Origin of the sequence: Rahnella bonaserana (assembly GCF_019049675.1) — a bacterium.
Taxonomy (GTDB): domain Bacteria; phylum Pseudomonadota; class Gammaproteobacteria; order Enterobacterales; family Enterobacteriaceae; genus Rahnella; species Rahnella bonaserana.
On the sequence record NZ_JAFMOW010000060.1, the window covers coordinates 162,923 to 177,847 of the forward strand.

The 14,925-nt window shown below is 52.6% G+C and carries 16 protein-coding genes; 5 read left to right on the forward strand and 11 right to left on the reverse strand.

The annotated features are described in order from the left end of the window. The first annotated feature begins 234 nt into the window (after window positions 1-234). The gene (locus J1778_RS10400; RefSeq protein WP_217173119.1) at window positions 235-1,167 is read left to right on the forward strand and encodes a sugar-binding transcriptional regulator; all 933 of its coding nucleotides are present in this window, start codon (window positions 235-237) and stop codon (window positions 1,165-1,167) included. 110 nt (window positions 1,168-1,277) lie between these two features. Here the strand turns inward: J1778_RS10400 and J1778_RS10405 are convergent, their stop codons facing one another. Together J1778_RS10405 and J1778_RS10410 are read right to left on the reverse strand one after the other, a co-directional pair. Beyond that, window positions 1,278-2,309 carry a methionine synthase gene (locus J1778_RS10405; protein WP_113876461.1) on the reverse strand — a complete coding sequence of 344 codons (1,032 nt, stop codon included), beginning with the start codon at window positions 2,307-2,309 and terminating at the stop codon, window positions 1,278-1,280. A 30-nt stretch (window positions 2,310-2,339) separates the two neighbouring features. Continuing rightward, the gene (locus tag J1778_RS10410) at window positions 2,340-3,323 is read right to left on the reverse strand and encodes a DUF1852 domain-containing protein (RefSeq protein ID WP_217173120.1); all 984 of its coding nucleotides are present in this window, start codon (window positions 3,321-3,323) and stop codon (window positions 2,340-2,342) included. A gap of 242 nt (window positions 3,324-3,565) precedes the next feature. Between J1778_RS10410 and J1778_RS10415 the strand changes: the two genes are divergently transcribed. The 3 genes from J1778_RS10415 to J1778_RS10425 are packed head-to-tail and all read left to right on the forward strand — an operon-like array spanning window position 3,566 to window position 5,005. Then, window positions 3,566-3,913 (forward strand): antibiotic biosynthesis monooxygenase family protein, encoded by a 348-nt coding sequence (locus J1778_RS10415; RefSeq protein ID WP_217173121.1) that lies wholly within the window; start codon window positions 3,566-3,568, stop codon window positions 3,911-3,913. Continuing rightward, entirely contained in the window at window positions 3,906-4,298 is a 393-nt protein-coding gene (locus tag J1778_RS10420) for an amino acid-binding protein (RefSeq protein WP_217173122.1), read from the forward strand. The genes J1778_RS10415 and J1778_RS10420 overlap by 8 nt, the downstream gene beginning before the upstream one ends. Beyond that, window positions 4,295-5,005: an ArsR/SmtB family transcription factor gene (locus J1778_RS10425; protein WP_217173151.1), complete on the forward strand. Its 711-nt coding sequence runs from the start codon at window positions 4,295-4,297 to the stop codon at window positions 5,003-5,005. Before J1778_RS10420 ends, J1778_RS10425 begins: the two co-directional genes overlap by 4 nt. A 47-nt stretch (window positions 5,006-5,052) precedes the next feature. Here the strand turns inward: J1778_RS10425 and J1778_RS10430 are convergent, their stop codons facing one another. The 8 genes from J1778_RS10430 to J1778_RS10465 all read right to left on the reverse strand — a co-directional run bounded on the left by J1778_RS10430 (window position 5,053) and on the right by J1778_RS10465 (window position 12,717). Continuing rightward, window positions 5,053-6,258, reverse strand: coding sequence for an MFS transporter (locus tag J1778_RS10430; RefSeq protein WP_217173123.1), 1,206 nt, complete (start codon window positions 6,256-6,258; stop codon window positions 5,053-5,055). 175 nt (window positions 6,259-6,433) lie between these two features. Further along, window positions 6,434-7,672 carry an L-fucose:H+ symporter permease gene (gene fucP, locus J1778_RS10435; protein WP_217173124.1) on the reverse strand — a complete coding sequence of 413 codons (1,239 nt, stop codon included), beginning with the start codon at window positions 7,670-7,672 and terminating at the stop codon, window positions 6,434-6,436. Between the two features lie 115 nt (window positions 7,673-7,787). Next, complete coding sequence (locus tag J1778_RS10440) at window positions 7,788-8,132, reverse strand: L-rhamnose mutarotase (protein WP_217173125.1); 345 nt, start codon at window positions 8,130-8,132, stop codon at window positions 7,788-7,790. Beyond that, window positions 8,129-8,905 (reverse strand): L-fucose dehydrogenase, encoded by a 777-nt coding sequence (locus tag J1778_RS10445; RefSeq protein WP_217173126.1) that lies wholly within the window; start codon window positions 8,903-8,905, stop codon window positions 8,129-8,131. The genes J1778_RS10440 and J1778_RS10445 overlap by 4 nt, the downstream gene beginning before the upstream one ends. Next, window positions 8,905-9,756, reverse strand: coding sequence for an amidohydrolase family protein (locus J1778_RS10450; RefSeq protein WP_217173152.1), 852 nt, complete (start codon window positions 9,754-9,756; stop codon window positions 8,905-8,907). Before J1778_RS10450 ends, J1778_RS10445 begins: the two co-directional genes overlap by 1 nt. A gap of 34 nt (window positions 9,757-9,790) precedes the next feature. Then, the gene (locus tag J1778_RS10455) at window positions 9,791-11,068 is read right to left on the reverse strand and encodes an L-fuconate dehydratase (protein ID WP_217173127.1); all 1,278 of its coding nucleotides are present in this window, start codon (window positions 11,066-11,068) and stop codon (window positions 9,791-9,793) included. Between the two features lie 27 nt (window positions 11,069-11,095). Further along, the gene (locus tag J1778_RS10460; protein WP_217173128.1) at window positions 11,096-11,938 is read right to left on the reverse strand and encodes a fumarylacetoacetate hydrolase family protein; all 843 of its coding nucleotides are present in this window, start codon (window positions 11,936-11,938) and stop codon (window positions 11,096-11,098) included. 38 nt (window positions 11,939-11,976) lie between these two features. Continuing rightward, entirely contained in the window at window positions 11,977-12,717 is a 741-nt protein-coding gene (locus J1778_RS10465) for an SDR family oxidoreductase (RefSeq protein WP_217173129.1), read from the reverse strand. A 222-nt stretch (window positions 12,718-12,939) separates the two neighbouring features. Between J1778_RS10465 and J1778_RS10470 the strand changes: the two genes are divergently transcribed. Further along, entirely contained in the window at window positions 12,940-13,701 is a 762-nt protein-coding gene (locus tag J1778_RS10470; RefSeq protein ID WP_217173130.1) for a FadR/GntR family transcriptional regulator, read from the forward strand. 290 nt (window positions 13,702-13,991) lie between these two features. Here J1778_RS10470 and J1778_RS10475 read toward each other — a convergent pair whose 3' ends face one another. Further along, the gene (locus tag J1778_RS10475) at window positions 13,992-14,645 is read right to left on the reverse strand and encodes a YopT-type cysteine protease domain-containing protein (protein WP_217173131.1); all 654 of its coding nucleotides are present in this window, start codon (window positions 14,643-14,645) and stop codon (window positions 13,992-13,994) included. Window positions 14,646-14,925 lie beyond the last annotated feature (280 nt).

Sequence of the window (14,925 nt, forward strand, 5' to 3'; positions counted from 1 at the left end):
GGAACTCTCCTTTGCGTGAAATTTATTACAGATGAAAAAATCTCGATTACACTGGACGTTCTGTCTATACCCCCGAACTGAAAGGGGGTGGAAAATCGCGTAACACGCCGTTTTACAAGGGGTGAAGCCCGCTGCGGCACATTGCATTTTTACAGGTGTTGCGCAATAATCCCTCAATCGACGATTTGAGTGTAATTCATTACTGAAAGGAATTTCAAGCTGAAAGAGCCAATTTTGCAAGATATTGCAGCAACGCGTGCCATGATGCATCTGGTGGCGAAGTTGCATTACGAGTCTGATATGTCTCAGGTGGAGATCGCACGCAAGCTGGATGTTTCCACGGCGACCATCTCCCGGCTACTGAATAAAGCCCGTGCGGCAGGCATTGTGCGTATTGAAGTGGTGGGATTATCGTCGCCGGAAGACATGACATCTGACCTGATGAAACGCCTCGGTCTGAAACAGGCCTACGTGGTTGATGCGCCGCCGGGAAATGTGCTTGGCGCGCTGTCGACCCCGCTGGCTGCGTTGTTACAGCAAGCCGGATTAGGTGCCGGCTCGGTACTGGGCATTGGCTGGGGAAGGGCAGTACGCGAAGTGACGCTGGCCGGTATGCCGCGTTTGCCCGGTATCCTGACCGTGGCGCTCAACGGTGGCATGCAGCAGTCTGCTCCGCATTTTCAGATCACCGAGTTCGTGCGCCGTGCGGCAGAACAGATGGAAGGCACGCCGTATTTTCTGCATGCCCCTTATCTTTCATCGGCGGAATTACGTGATGCGTTTCTTGCCGACCGCAGCGTACAGGAAATTATTTCCCTGTGGGACAAACTGGATGCGGCAATTGTGGGCATCGGCCTGACTCATACCCCAAAACCGAGTGAATCCACCACGGCAACACCGGGTGAGCAGGCGCTGAGTGATGCAGCGGGTGATGTGCTGCGTCATTACTTCACCGAATCCGGCGATTTACTGCATTGGGAAGGGGAAGAAAGAATGATTGCCGCTTCGGCAGAACAGCTGCGCAAAACGCCGCTAACAATTGGTGTGGCCGCCACGCCTGAAAAAGCCGCGGGGATCATTGGCGCGGTGCGCTCAGGAATGATCAATTCGCTGGTGACAGATGTGAATACCGCCCAGGCGATTCTGGACAAATTGCCGGTGTCCTGAATTTAAAGAAAATTAAACGGAGGGGAGCGATAGCGAGGTAGTGAGTTGGCGACCGTTTTGATCGCTCAACTCAGACTATGTTCTCTTCAGCTTTGTGCTGGCTGACCACGTTATTTCGCCAGCAGTTCCTTACGCACGATTTCTGCACCGGCGCTTAACGCATCCAGCTTGCCACGCGCAACGCCGCGCGGTAACGGGATCATGCCGCAGTTGGTGCACGGATAGAGTTTGTCCGCATCGACAAATTGGAGTGCTTTACGCAGCGTTGCGGCAACTTCTTCCGGTGTTTCGATAGTATTGGTGGCTACATCAATGGCACCGACCATCACTTTCTTTCCACGGATCAGCTCCATCAGCTCCATCGGAACATGTGAGTGATGGCATTCCAGCGAGATAATATCGATATTAGATTTCTGCAGTTTCGGGAAGATCTCTTCGTATTGTCTCCACTCCGTACCCAGCGTTTTCTTCCAGTCGGTATTGGCTTTAATGCCGTAGCCATAGCAGATGTGGACAGCCGTTTCGCATTTCAGCCCTTCGATGGCTCTTTCTAACGTGGCAATGCCCCAGTCGTTCACTTCGTCGAAAAACACGTTAAAGGCCGGTTCATCAAACTGGATGATATCCACACCCGCCGCCTCTAATTCTTTGGCTTCTTCATTGAGAATTTTGGCGAATTCCCAGGCGAGTTTTTCGCGGCTCTTATAGTGATTGTCATAGAGCGTGTCGATCATGGTCATTGGTCCCGGCAGGGCCCATTTGATCGGCTGCGTGGTTTGCTTGCGTAAAAACTTCGCATCTTCGACAAAAACGGACTTCTTGCGGCTCACCGGACCTACAACTGTCGGCACGCTCGCCTCATAGCGGTTGCGGATTTTAACGATTTCCCGCTTCTCGAAATCCACGCCCTCGAGATGTTCAATAAACGTGGTGACAAAATGCTGACGCGTTTGCTCGCCATCGCTGACAATATCAATCCCTGCCTGCTGTTGGTCTTCCAGACATAAACGCAGCGCATCGAGTTTGCCATCAACTAATTCCTGACCTTCCAGTTTCCATGGCGACCAGAGTGTCTCTGGCTGCGCAATCCAGGAGGGCTTGGGTAAACTGCCCGCAGTCGATGTCGGTAATAATTTTTTCATCACAGGTGACCTTATATTTTTATGGGTAAATCAGAGAACGGGTTCGGCAGACCATTGTTTAAGAACAGTTTGGTAAGGTTTAATAAATTGCTCTTCTGTAAACTTGCCCTGTTCAACAGCCAGCTGGCTACGTTCTTCCCGGTCATAAACAATCCGGGTTAATGAATAATCCTGGAAATTCAAACTTGGCTGATACTGTTTTCCAGCCGGTGAATTCGCGTTGTAAATTTCAGGGCGATAAATCTTCTGGAATGTTTCCATTGTGCTGATGGTGCTGATCAGCTCAAGATTGGTGTAGTCACTCAGCAAATCGCCACTGAAGTAAAACGCCAGCGGCGCAACGCTGTTTTCGGGCATAAAGTAGCGGGCGCGCAGTCCCATTTTGGCGAAATATTCATCCGTCAGGGAAGGCTCATCCTGCTGATATTCAATGCCTAACACAGGGTGCTGATTGCCGGTACGGTAATAGGTATTCTTACTTGAAACACTCAGGCAGATAACCGGTGTTTTGTTAAAGCACTCTTTATAAATGTCTGAAGTAATAAAACGCTTAAAGATATCACCGTGTAATACGCCAAAATTCTCCGGCAGGCTGAATCCGGCTTTGTCCTTATTATGCTCAGGCAGTACAACGCTGAAATCATAATCACGGACATAAGAGGAAAAGTTATTTCCCAGAATGCCCTCAAAACGTTCGTTGGTTTTTTTATCGACGATATTGGTTTTTAATATTTCAATCACCGGGAACGCGTCGGATTTATCTTCAATATTGATATTTAACTGAGCGGTGATGATGTCCAGTTCAACGGCGTAGCGGTCACTGGTTGGGTTGTCCCAGTGCGCGAGAGAATTGAAGCGATTATTAATCATCACTAAGGTGTTGCGCAGGTTTTCCTGACGTTTCTCGCCCCTCGCCAGATTGGCAAAGTTGGTGGTAATACGCGTATTTTCCGAGGGGTTATAATCTTCGTCGAAACGAATGCTCTTAATAGTGAATGTAATTTCTTTTTTCATTTTTATCAGGTGTCCCGGCTGCTGAAAAACCTACATTATTTCAGTAGTCTTCATATTTTAAGAGTGAATCGCGATGACTCTTTTATGCCTGAGTCATTGAGTGAAAAAAAGTGATTTAAATTCACTGAACATGAGCAAAGTTCATGATCCTGAATGTGCGTCACCGACATACTTCGGCGCTGACCGAAGCATCCCCTTTTTGCCGGTAATAAGCTGAGTGAAATTCATGAGGGAGCAGAAAGATGATCGCAGTACTTTTTGAGGCAGACGCAGTATCCGAAGCGCGTGAGCGCTACCTTGAGCTGGCGGCAGAGCTGAAGCCGTTTTTGTCGGAAACGCCGGGGTTTATCTCTATTGAACGCTTCCAGAGCCTGAGCACGCCAGGAAAAATTCTCTCTTTGTCATGGTGGGAAGATGAAGAGTCGGTCGCCGGATGGAAACAAAATCTGATGCATCTGGCCGCCCAGAAAGAGGGTAAACAGTCGATTTTTTCATACTACAGAATTCGCGTTGCCCGTGTCTTTCGTGACTATTCTTCCGACAAATCTTCCCATCAGTCTTCCGCTAAAGGAGCGCATCCGCATGTATGACATTCACGTTGTTCTCGATAATACTGCAGGTTCGCTGGCTTCATTCGGACGCGTTCTGGGTCTCAACGGCGTGGGCCTGGAAGGCGGTGGGGTATTTACCACGCCGGATGCCGCGCATGCGCATTTCCTGATAGAAGACGGCGAGAAAGCCCGTCAGGTTCTGACTGATGCAGGCTTTGACGTGAGAAACCTGTCCCGCCCGCTGATCAGGAAATTACCTCAGAAACAACCGGGCGAACTCGGCGAAATCGCACAGACACTCGCCCGGAATGGCATTAACATTCTGGTACAGTACAGCGATCACGATAACCGGCTTATTCTGCTCACCGATGACGATATCCGGGCGGCAGAAGTCACCCAACAATGGGCAATACTCTCTGCATGAATTTTCTTAATACCAAATACGACAGTGAGCCGGACGATTCTCTGGAAAAGTCCATGTCACTGGTGGCTTCTGCGATATCTGACCCGTCGAGGGTCAGTATTTTGTGCGCGCTGATGGACGGGCGCGCGTGGACGGCGACCGAGCTCAGTGCGGTAGCGGGCATCGCTGCCTCCACGACCAGCGGGCATCTTACCCGGCTGCTCAGCAACGGGCTGGTGATTTGCCTGACGCAGGGACGTCACCGGTATTACAGTCTGGCGGGACATCATATCGCCGGACTGCTGGAAAACCTGATGGGCGTTTCCATGCGCAGTCAGCGTTCTTTTACGCCGAGCACGCCGGTCGTTTTGCGTTATGCACGCACCTGTTATGACCATCTGGCAGGAGAACTGGCGGTAAAAATCTATGATTTTATGCTGCGTGAGCGATGGCTTGAGCCTGACGGCAATGCGCTGACATTCGAGGGAAAAGCGCATTTTCAACGGATTGGCGCAGTGCTTGATCCGCGTCCGCGCCGCAAGCCTTGTTGTCCCTGCCTGGACTGGAGCGAAAGACGTTTTCATCTGGGCGGGGATGCAGGGCAGGCATTGATGACGCTGTTACTGCAAAAAGAGTGGATCACCCGTACGCCGGGCTACCGCGAAGTGACCGTGACAGGCGGCGGCAGAGTGGCTCTGAGCCGCCTGTTTGGTGTGAATCTGACCTGATCCCGCCGGTTATGATCCCGTTTTATTTGCCCGGCACGACGGAAGATTCAGCGGGTCTCCATACAAGATGGTGGTGAAAGTAACGGGGCGTACCGCCACCAGATCAGCAGCGCCGTCAGTGCGATCACGCTCAAAACGCTAAACGCCGTAGCAAAAGAGTAATGTCCCGCAATCATACCGGTCAGGGCCGGGCTCATAGCCGCACCGACGCCCTGCATCAGCATCACCACGCTTTGTCCCGCATTAACGTGACCATTTCCGCGCAGCAGCACGACAATGAAACTCGGCACGACCACTCCCAGCACGCCAGCGGCGCAACCATCCAGGATTTGCACCGGCACCATCATTAAAGGCGCGGCAGAACTCGCCGCCAGCGCTGCCCTGACGGGCATGATCAGCAGAGCGAGCATAATCAGCCGCCAGTAGCCGACTCTGTCGATGCGCCCTGCGGTCCAGATTGCCACCGGGATCATCACCATCTGAGAAATAATTACTGTTGCCGCGGCATACAGGCCGGGATTGACTGCGCCGGGTGCCGCGGCAACTCTCATGCTGAGCATCGGCAACAGCGCCGCATTCGCCAGATGAAACAGCAGAAGTGTCAGACCCGTTATCAGAAGCGGTTTATTTTTAGCCAGCACCGAGAAGTCGGGAACTTGCGCAGATGCGCCGGACTCCAGCCCGCGAGCCGCATTGTCATCTATATCGCTATTGCGAATGCCCGTCAGTGCAATGAGCGTTAACAGCATGGTGCAGGTCATGAGGATGAAAATACCGCCGATGCCCCAGTACCAGGCGATCCCTCCGGCAATCAGCGCGGTGATAAAATTCCCGCCGTGATTAAACGCCTCATTTTTGCCCATCTGCGCGCTGAAGCCTTGTTGCCCTGTGAGACCCAGCGTGATGCCGGTTATCAGCGGACCGACAAAAGCAGCACATATTCCGCTCACGATCTGCGAAAACGCCACCACGGCATTGGCCTGACTGAGCCATAGCAGGAGCGTCGTGCCGGTGATCAGCACGCACAGCAGCGCCAGAATCAGACGCTTGTTTTTCGATGCGTCAGTAATGAACCCCGCAGGCAGCGTCGCCAGCAAACCTGCCACACCGCCGGCAGTCATCAGCAATCCGATATCATCGGGCTGCCAGTGACGTTGCGTCAGAAATATCCCCAGAAAAGGCCCCAGCCCGTCACGAACATCCGCAATAAAAAAACTGGTTAAACACAGTGCCTGCAATGAACGAATCGACATATTTTTACCCTTCAGCGTTAGTAACCAGTTTCATACGCGATGAAGTATAAGCAGGTTTTTTTCATCCGGGATGACAGGAATGTTAAAACTCAGGACGTGGCTTTCAGAATTGCATCCCCTTCTTAACACCAGAAAGGTGTCGGGAAGGGGATGGAGTGAGGTGCAGCAGTCGTCCTCAGATAGCCGCTTTTGCCCGCTGTTTCACGGCATAAATCAGTACCACGGCGAAGCACACCATTGGCAGGGCGTAGGAAACGGCGGTGTTGTAGTGGTCAGCAATCGCACCCATCAGATACGGCATCACCGCGCCGCCGACAATCGCCATGATCATCACTGAGCTGGCGCGCTTGGTTTGTTTGCCCATGTTCTTGACGCCCATGGCGAAAATGGTCGGGAACATGATCGACATGAAGAAGAAAATCGCCACCAGCGCAATCACCGAGACATTATCAATTCCCGCCACCACCACGCCACACAGCACAATATTGATAATGGCGTAGACTACCAGCAGCGTGGCAGGGCGGACAAAGCCCATCAACCAGGTGCTGAAGAAGCGCCCGACCATGAAGCTGATCATGCCGACCGAAAGCAGGTATGACGCATTCTGGTTCGACAGCGTGTGCCAGTGTTCGGTGGTGTAGTTAATGAAGAACGCGCCGACGCCAACCTGTGCAGCGACATAGAAAAATTGTGCGATTACGCCGCCGGTGAAATGCCCGTGCTGCCACAATCCTTTCGCGATGCCGTGATCTTCCGACGTACTTTGCTCGCGGATGTCCGGCAATTTGGTGCGCCCGAACAGGAAAGCTATCAGCAGCACTAACACCGCGATAGCGACGTAAGTGGTTTTGACCGAGGACAGGCCATCTGCCGTGGTGCCCTGCGTGGCGGAGAAGAACAGCGAGCCACCGATGATCGGGCCGATAAACTGACCTAACCCGTTAAATGACTGAGAAAGATTCAGGCGACGTTCCGCACCGGCAGGGTCACCCAGGACGGTAGCGAACGGGTTAGCGGCGGTTTCCAGACAACCCAGACCCAGGGCAATCACGAACAGCGCAAACAGGAACATGCCGAAACTGCCTGCAGACGCGGCGGGGACGAACAACAGCGCACCCAGCGCATACAGGCATAACCCGACGAGGATCCCGGCTTTATAGCCGAACCTGTCCATGAAGAAACCGGCGGGCAGGGCGATGATGAAATACGCCCCGAAATACGCGGCCTGTAACAGGCCGGACTGGGCTTTATTGACGTGCAATACTTCCTGGAAATGCTTATTCAGGACATCCAGCAGCCCGTAGGATAAACCCCACAGGAAAAACAGCGTGGTGACCAGAATGAACGCCAGTCGGAAACCGGACGTCGTGTTGCGCTGCGCATAAGCAGGAGCGGCAGTTTTATCGGCGAGCATAGTGTATTCCTCAGTATCTGGTAACGCATGTAGGGGTTCAGCTCAGGTGGCTGATTTTTTTATGTCAGATATCGTGAAAAACGTGATTAACTCCCTCATAGCAGGGAGGTTTTTGCTATTTCTGTTCAGCCAGCGAAAAAATCTTCTCCATTTCCACCCACTTTGCACCGGCGGGTGTCCACGGCGTGGGGCGCTGATATTTCCACATCAGGGCTTCCCACTCGCAGACTTTGGGATCCTCCAGACTGCGGCGTTCAAACAGCCCGCTGTCAAAATCTTCCGTGGTTTCCATCACCATCATCAGCCGGTTGCCCAGCCGGTAAATTTCCATCTCTGCGATGCCATAACGACGCAGATGCGCGGTAATTTCCGGCCAGATTTCGCGGTGATAACGCTGATATTCTTCGATAAGTGCCGGATCGTCCGCCAGATCCAGCGCCTGACAATAGCGGCGCTTCATGTCAGCGCCCGGTCGAGATGCATATAGCCGCCGTCCACGGTCAGCCACTGGCCGGTGGTGTGAGACGCGCGTGAAGAGAGCAGAAACACCACGGTATTGGCGATTTCCTGCGGCGTGGTCATACGCTGCCCCAGCGGGATGTGCGAGGTGATTTGTTGCAGCTTTTCTTCAGGGTGATCGAAGCTTTTGATCCAGCGTTCGTACAGCGGCGTCATCACTTCTGCAGGGATCACGGCGTTTACGCGGATGCCGTCGCCGAGCAACGCTGCCGCCCATTCGCGGGTCAGCGCCAGAATGCCGCCTTTTGCTGAGGCATAACCGCTGGTATTGCCCTGTCCGGTTAATGCGGTTTTTGAACTGATATTCACAATCGCTCCCCGGCTGGCGCGCAGGGCGTCAAGGCTCAGATGCGTCATCAGGTAATAGTGGATGAGATTCTGTTCGAGTGATTTCACAAAGGCTTCGCGACCCGCTTCCAGCCCGACACTGTCGTTGGCACCGGCGTTATTCACCAGTCCGTCGATGCTGCCATAACGGGTAAGAACGTCGTCCGCCGCCGCCTTACAGCTGGCTTCGTCGCGCAGTTCGGTCAGTACAAAACTGGCCTGCGGTGAAAGCTGTTGCAGCTTATGCATCAGTTCGTTGGCCGGTTCGGTATTGCTGATGATCACCGGGATCGCGCCTTCTTCCGCCAGCGTCAGCGAAATCGCCGCGCCGATACCAGATCCGCCGCCGGTGACCATCACCACTTTATTTTGCAGATGCAGATTCATCAGTCATTTCCTGTAATCGGTAAAGGCTGTAATTGGTAAATCGCGCAGGCGTTGCCGCCGTAAATGGCTGCCTGCTCGTCACTGCTTAATGTCGCGGTGGCTTGTTCGCATAAATCCCACGGATTTTCATCCGCATCAGCCAGCAGGCACACCGGCCAGTCGGAGCCAAACATCAGCCGCTCAGCGCCAAAAATCTCCAGCGCGGCCTCGAAATACGGCAACAGATCGCGGGCTGACATACCTGCCGGACGCGGTTCGGTCAGCAGCCCGGAAAGTTTGCAGCTGACGTGTTTTAACCCCGCCAGCGGCGCAACCTGCTGCTTCCAGTGCGCCGCACCCTTGCTCAGATCGGGCTTGCCGAAATGGTCGAGCACCAGAAAATAGTCGTCATGACGTTCGGCAAATTTCACGGCGTCTGTCAGATGGCGGTGCGTCACCAGAATTTCGTAGACAGTTTTCTGCTGCTGCAACTCACGGAGTCCGGCATTAATGGCCGGATCTGCCAGCCATTGCGCGGGCGCAGGTTCGTCCTGAACCTGATGACGGAAACTGCGTAACAGCGGATGCGAAATTGCCTCCAGTTCCTGTTTCAGTGCGGGTGATGACAAATCCACCCAGCCTGTTACGGCGCGCACGAAGTCGGTTTTCTCTGCAAGCTCCAGCAGCCAGCGCGTTTCCTGCACAGAAGAACACGCCTGAACCAGAACCGTGCCCTGAATGTCGTGACGTTGTAACGTATCTCGTAACGTTTCCGGCAATAAGTCCTGCTTCAGCACTGCCATGTCATCGCTTATCCAGCGATAATCCTGCGGCGTGTAGCGCCAGAAATGCTGGTGGCTGTCGATGCGCATCGGCGTTCTCCTCGAGCTTTCTTTAGCATGGGTTTCAGGCGTGATGGCGATATTTTTCAATCGACGCCTGATGCATTTCGATGGAGAATCCCGGCGCTTCCGGCGGCATATACGCCGCGCCACGGATGTCACACGGATGCACAAAATGCTCGTGAAGATGGTCAACGTATTCGATGACGCGGCCTTCGTGCGTTCCGGCGATGCACAGATAATCAATCATCGACAGATGCTGAACGTACTCGCATAACCCGACGCCGCCTGCATGCGGACACACCGGCAGATTGTATTTGGCGGCCATCAGCATCACGGCCAGCACTTCATTCACGCCGCCCATGCGGCAGGCATCAATCTGCACCACGTCAATGGCTTCGCGCATGATGAACTGCTTGAACATGATGCGGTTCTGGCACATTTCACCGGTGGCGACTTTGACCGGCGCAACGGCCTGACGGATTTTGCGGTGGCCTTCGATATCGTCCGGGCTGGTGGGTTCTTCGATAAACCACGGACTGGCGAAGGCGAGGGCATTCACCCACGGGATCGCGTCGTTGGTTTCCCAGACCTGATTGGCGTCAATCATCAGTTTGCGATCCGGGCCGATAACTTCACGCGCGATGCGCACACGGCGGATGTCATCTTCCAGGTCGCGCCCGACTTTCAGTTTCAGATAATCGAAACCGGCATCGACGGCTTCCTGACACAAGCGGCGCAATTTATCGTCGGGATAACCCAGCCAGCCCGCGGACGTCGTGTAACACGGATACCCTTCTGCCAGCAGTTTCTCTGTGCGTTGCGCCTTGTTGTCAGAACGCTGCTGTAATAATGTCAGCGCTTCCTGCGGCGTGATGCAGTCGGTGATGTAACGAAAATCGATGCAGCGCACCAGTTCTTCCGGCGACATATCCGCCACCAGTTTCCACAGCGGTTTACCGGCGGCTTTGCTCCATAAATCCCACACGGCATTGACTACCGCACCGGTCGCCAGATGGATTGCGCCCTTGTCAGGACCAATCCATCGCAGCTGGCTGTCACTGGTGAAATCACGCCAAAATTTGCCCATATCGCCGGTGATCACTGCCAAATCGCGTCCGACGATCAGATGTTCCAGCGCCTTAATAGCCGCACAACAAATTTCGTTGCCGCGCCCGATAGTGAACGTCAGGCCGTGGCCTTTGAGCGCCGGATTGTCAGTTTCGAGGATCACATACGCCGCGGAGTAATCCGGATCCGGATTCATCGCATCTGAGCCGTCCAGCGCCAGCGAGGTCGGGAAACGCACATCTTCAACACGTAAAGCGGTAATCGTTGTCATCGCAAAAAATCCTTCAGCTGCAAGAGATTATGCCTGCACCGTCTTCTGACGTTGCTCACCCAAACCTTCAATCCCAAGACGCATCACCTGACCGGCCTTCAGATATACCGGCGGTTTCTGCCCCAACCCGACGCCCGGCGGGGTACCGGTGGAAATAATGTCGCCCGGTTGCAGGCTCATGAAACGGCTGAGATAACTGATAATTTCGGGGATCTGGAAAATCATGGTGCGCGTATTGCCGTTCTGCCAGCGCTTGCCGTCCACTTCCAGCCACAGATTCAGCTGATGCGGATCAGGGATTTCGTCGGCCGTAACCAGCCACGGGCCGGTCGGGCCAAAGGTGTCGCAGCCTTTGCCTTTGTCCCAGGTGCCGCCGCGTTCGATCTGGAATTCGCGCTCGGACACGTCGTTAATCACGCAGTAACCGGCGACGTGCGACAGGGCATCCGCTTCGCTGATGTAACGCCCGCCGGTGCCGATCACCACGCCGAGTTCCACTTCCCAGTCGGTTTTAACTGAATCGCGCGGGATTTCCACGTCGTCATTCGGCCCGACAATCGCGCTGGTCCATTTGCTGAAAATCACTGGTTCTTTGGGGATTTCCGCGCCAGTTTCCGCAGCGTGATCGGCGTAATTCAGACCGATACAGATGAATTTGCCGACTTTGCCGACACAGGCACCGAGACGCGGATCACCGCTGACCAGCGGCAGACTTTGCGGATCAAGCTGGCGCAGTTTATCCAGCGTTTCCGGCTGTAAAAATTCGCCGCTGATGTCAGCGACATGGGCGCTGAGGTCGCGCAATTTGCCGTTGCTGTCGAGCAGGCCGGGGCGTTCAGAACCTGCATTGCCGTAACGTAATAATTTCATGAGTCAGTGTCCTTCTGTGAAAGTCAGATCTGTGAAAATCAGTTGCTCCAGCCGCCGTCAATAATCTGAACCGTGCCGGTGGTATATGAACTGGCATCTGAGGCCAGATACAGCGCAAGCTGGGCGATTTCTTCTGTTTTACCGATGCGCCCGATGGGCTGACGCGAAACAAACGCTGCATACACTTCTTCTTCGCTGCGGCCTTCAGCCTGTGCCTGAGCAGCAATGCGCTGGCGCAGGGAAGGTGATTCCACCGTGCCCGGGCAAATAGCGTTACAGCGGATCCCGCGGGTGACGTAATCCGCCGCAACTGAGCGCGTCAGGCCAATCACCGCCGCTTTCGAGGCACTGTAAGCAAAGCGGTTCGGCACGCCTTTGATGCTGGAAGCGACCGACGACATGTTGATCACCGAGCCGCTGTTGCGTTCGAGCATGGCGGGCAAAAAAGCGCGGATCATGTGGAACATCGCCGTCACGTTGAGATCTAACGCAAACTGCCATTCGCGTTCTGTGCAGGTCAGAATGTCGCCGCTGTGTACCACACCCGCGCAGTTGAACAGCACGTCGAGCGCACCGGTTTCTTCCGCCAGTGCGGCAATCGCCTGCGGGTCGGTTACGTCGAGCAGACGCGGAGTGATGCCCGGAATATCACGCAGTGCGCTGATGTTGATATCTGTGGCAATCACCTCTGCGCCTTCGCGGGCAAAAAGCGTCGCGGTGTTAAATCCGATGCCTTGTCCGGCGGCGGTGATCAGAATTTTTTTCCCTGCCAGGCTCATAGCTGTTCCCCATAAAAGTGTCTTTAAAGGCCTAATGGTCAGGCCATTGGAGGTGAAAAAAACGCGTGATAAGCACTGCTTTTTGCTAAGATGTTCGGCAAGCTTGTACTTAAAACGCCATTTCGTTTAACCAACTTTTTACATGCATAAAACAATTCAGCAAGATTTTTGTCCGGGAAATGCTAGCTGAATCACTTAATGAGAATTGACCTCAGGTGTCCGATGCCGATAAAAAAATTAGAAAATCCCAGAATTTACAGGCAGATAGCTGACCAGCTAAAAACGTTAATCGATAACAAAGAATTTCCGCCCGGCAGCCGTCTTCCTGCCGAGCGTGAGCTGGCCAGTCAGTTACAGGTCAGCCGGGCGTCTGTCCGTGAGGCGTTAATCGCGCTGGAAGTTATCGGACTGGTGGACGTGCGTGTGGGAAACGGTGTCATTGTGCGCCATCCTCCGGCGGTACCGGTCGCGCCATCGCAGGAGCCGGTGATGTCGCAGGCAGGGCGTAATCAGTGGGCGGATGTGGATGATGAGCTGAATGTCGAACTGGATTTTACCGCTGAACTGCCGCCGTTTTCACTGCTGCAAACCCGGCGTCTTATTGAACCGGAAACCGCGGCACTGGCGGCAAGAAACGCAACCGACGAAGAACTTGCAGCGATCAGGCTGGCATATGAGCAGAACTGTCGTGATAACCGCAATGGTTCAGCGACTCATCCCGGTGACCGTTTGTTTCATATCCGCATCGCGCAGGCGAGTGGAAATCCCGCCTATGCCTTTATCATCGCGCACCTGCTCGGCCACCGTTACGGCACCATGTTCCGCAGCCTGCAACTCCATTACACCCCGCAGGATATGCCGCACCGTTCTGAGATTGAACATCTTGAAATCCTGACCGCACTGGAAGCGCGCGACAGTCGGGCTGCTAAGAAAGCGATGAAAGATCATCTGGATGCGGTGATTAAGATTTTCGGTCAGGGGTAGAATTGAATAAAGGCTTTTATTCACAAATGCCAGTCAGGATCAAAAGCCTTTAGATCGATTTAAAACAAGTTTATCTTGCGTCACATTTGAGTAGACTGCTAATTAATTTCCGTGGTTTAAGCGAATAAAGTACGGCATGTTTAATTCTTTATTCCAGTAATATGGATGTGGATTAACGTAGTCTACGAGTTTGCCATTTTTATATATAAGAAAAGCGGATCCTTTCTCACGGAATTACTGATACCTAATCTGGTTGGAAACGCTGGTACAGGCTGGTTTTTACCATAAAGCTACTCACTGATCACTACGAGTGATATATCCCGGACATTAGTGTATTTCATCGCCATGATATTTTTTATATCAGCAATACTATTTTCAGCGGTAATCATATACACCCCGACATTTGGGTCAAATAAATAGCTTTTTTGCGGTTCGACACCTATTATGGCTATAGCATGATTACCTATCCCTCCTGCCAGTCTATCATAGGTATACAGCATTATGACGCCTTGTCGCTCCCTGGAGTGGACTAAGTTACAACCAGTATTTGCAAAATTCGTTATGCCTGCTGAAGGATTCTGTTTAAAATCAAAAAATCTGTAATGTATACCTGGCATAGACATTTTTATCGCCGACTCTTCCTGCCTGCGCTGCTGATGTTTTGCCATAATATCTCCAGCCACAGGCTTCTTTCCTGTCTCTTTGATATAGGTTTTCTCCATTTGCAGGTAACGTTCTTGCTTCTTTCTAGCCCGCTCCATAAAAGCTGTTATTGCAGAATAGTCATTTGGATCCGGAAAATAACCCTCCTTCCTAAAATTATCATATTTACTGCGTTTCGCCCTATCTAAAACACTACCTAGCCACTTCAGGCAAAATCCAAAACAATATCCACCAGCGTTATATTGTGCGGCAAACTCTAAATACTGTTTTCTTGAGCTCACTATTAACTCATGCATTATAAAAACACCAAAAATTATTGAAGGAATAACAATTAAAGCCAGTCTTATAATCAGGAATGTGAAGTATCCCGACGCCTGCTTTGTTTAATAGAATGTTGGATTCTTTAGGTCCAGAACTAATAAATATTATCAACTTTATTTCTAAATACAAATTAATTATTAATTAACTATTCAGACATTATCCTTATACACTTCCATTCTGAACAGCTGCACCTGATACTGGTTAACTGTTGCCCGTTCATGCAACCGGCATCGTGATTTT

Coding starts and splice junctions, on each gene's coding strand:
- J1778_RS10410 (WP_217173120.1), bottom strand. CDS start 3,323: ATGAAAAAAGAAATTACATTCACTATTAAGAGCATTCGTTTCGACGAA.
- J1778_RS10430 (WP_217173123.1), bottom strand. CDS start 6,258: ATGTCGATTCGTTCATTGCAGGCACTGTGTTTAACCAGTTTTTTTATT.
- J1778_RS10445 (WP_217173126.1), bottom strand. CDS start 8,905: ATGAATCTGCATCTGCAAAATAAAGTGGTGATGGTCACCGGCGGCGGA.
- J1778_RS10455 (WP_217173127.1), bottom strand. CDS start 11,068: ATGACAACGATTACCGCTTTACGTGTTGAAGATGTGCGTTTCCCGACC.
- J1778_RS10415 (WP_217173121.1), top strand. CDS start 3,566: ATGATCGCAGTACTTTTTGAGGCAGACGCAGTATCCGAAGCGCGTGAG.
- J1778_RS10470 (WP_217173130.1), top strand. CDS start 12,940: ATGCCGATAAAAAAATTAGAAAATCCCAGAATTTACAGGCAGATAGCT.
- J1778_RS10465 (WP_217173129.1), bottom strand. CDS start 12,717: ATGAGCCTGGCAGGGAAAAAAATTCTGATCACCGCCGCCGGACAAGGC.
- J1778_RS10425 (WP_217173151.1), top strand. CDS start 4,295: ATGAATTTTCTTAATACCAAATACGACAGTGAGCCGGACGATTCTCTG.
- J1778_RS10440 (WP_217173125.1), bottom strand. CDS start 8,132: ATGAAGCGCCGCTATTGTCAGGCGCTGGATCTGGCGGACGATCCGGCA.
- fucP (WP_217173124.1), bottom strand. CDS start 7,672: ATGCTCGCCGATAAAACTGCCGCTCCTGCTTATGCGCAGCGCAACACG.
- J1778_RS10450 (WP_217173152.1), bottom strand. CDS start 9,756: ATGCGCATCGACAGCCACCAGCATTTCTGGCGCTACACGCCGCAGGAT.
- J1778_RS10420 (WP_217173122.1), top strand. CDS start 3,906: ATGTATGACATTCACGTTGTTCTCGATAATACTGCAGGTTCGCTGGCT.
- J1778_RS10460 (WP_217173128.1), bottom strand. CDS start 11,938: ATGAAATTATTACGTTACGGCAATGCAGGTTCTGAACGCCCCGGCCTG.
- J1778_RS10405 (WP_113876461.1), bottom strand. CDS start 2,309: ATGAAAAAATTATTACCGACATCGACTGCGGGCAGTTTACCCAAGCCC.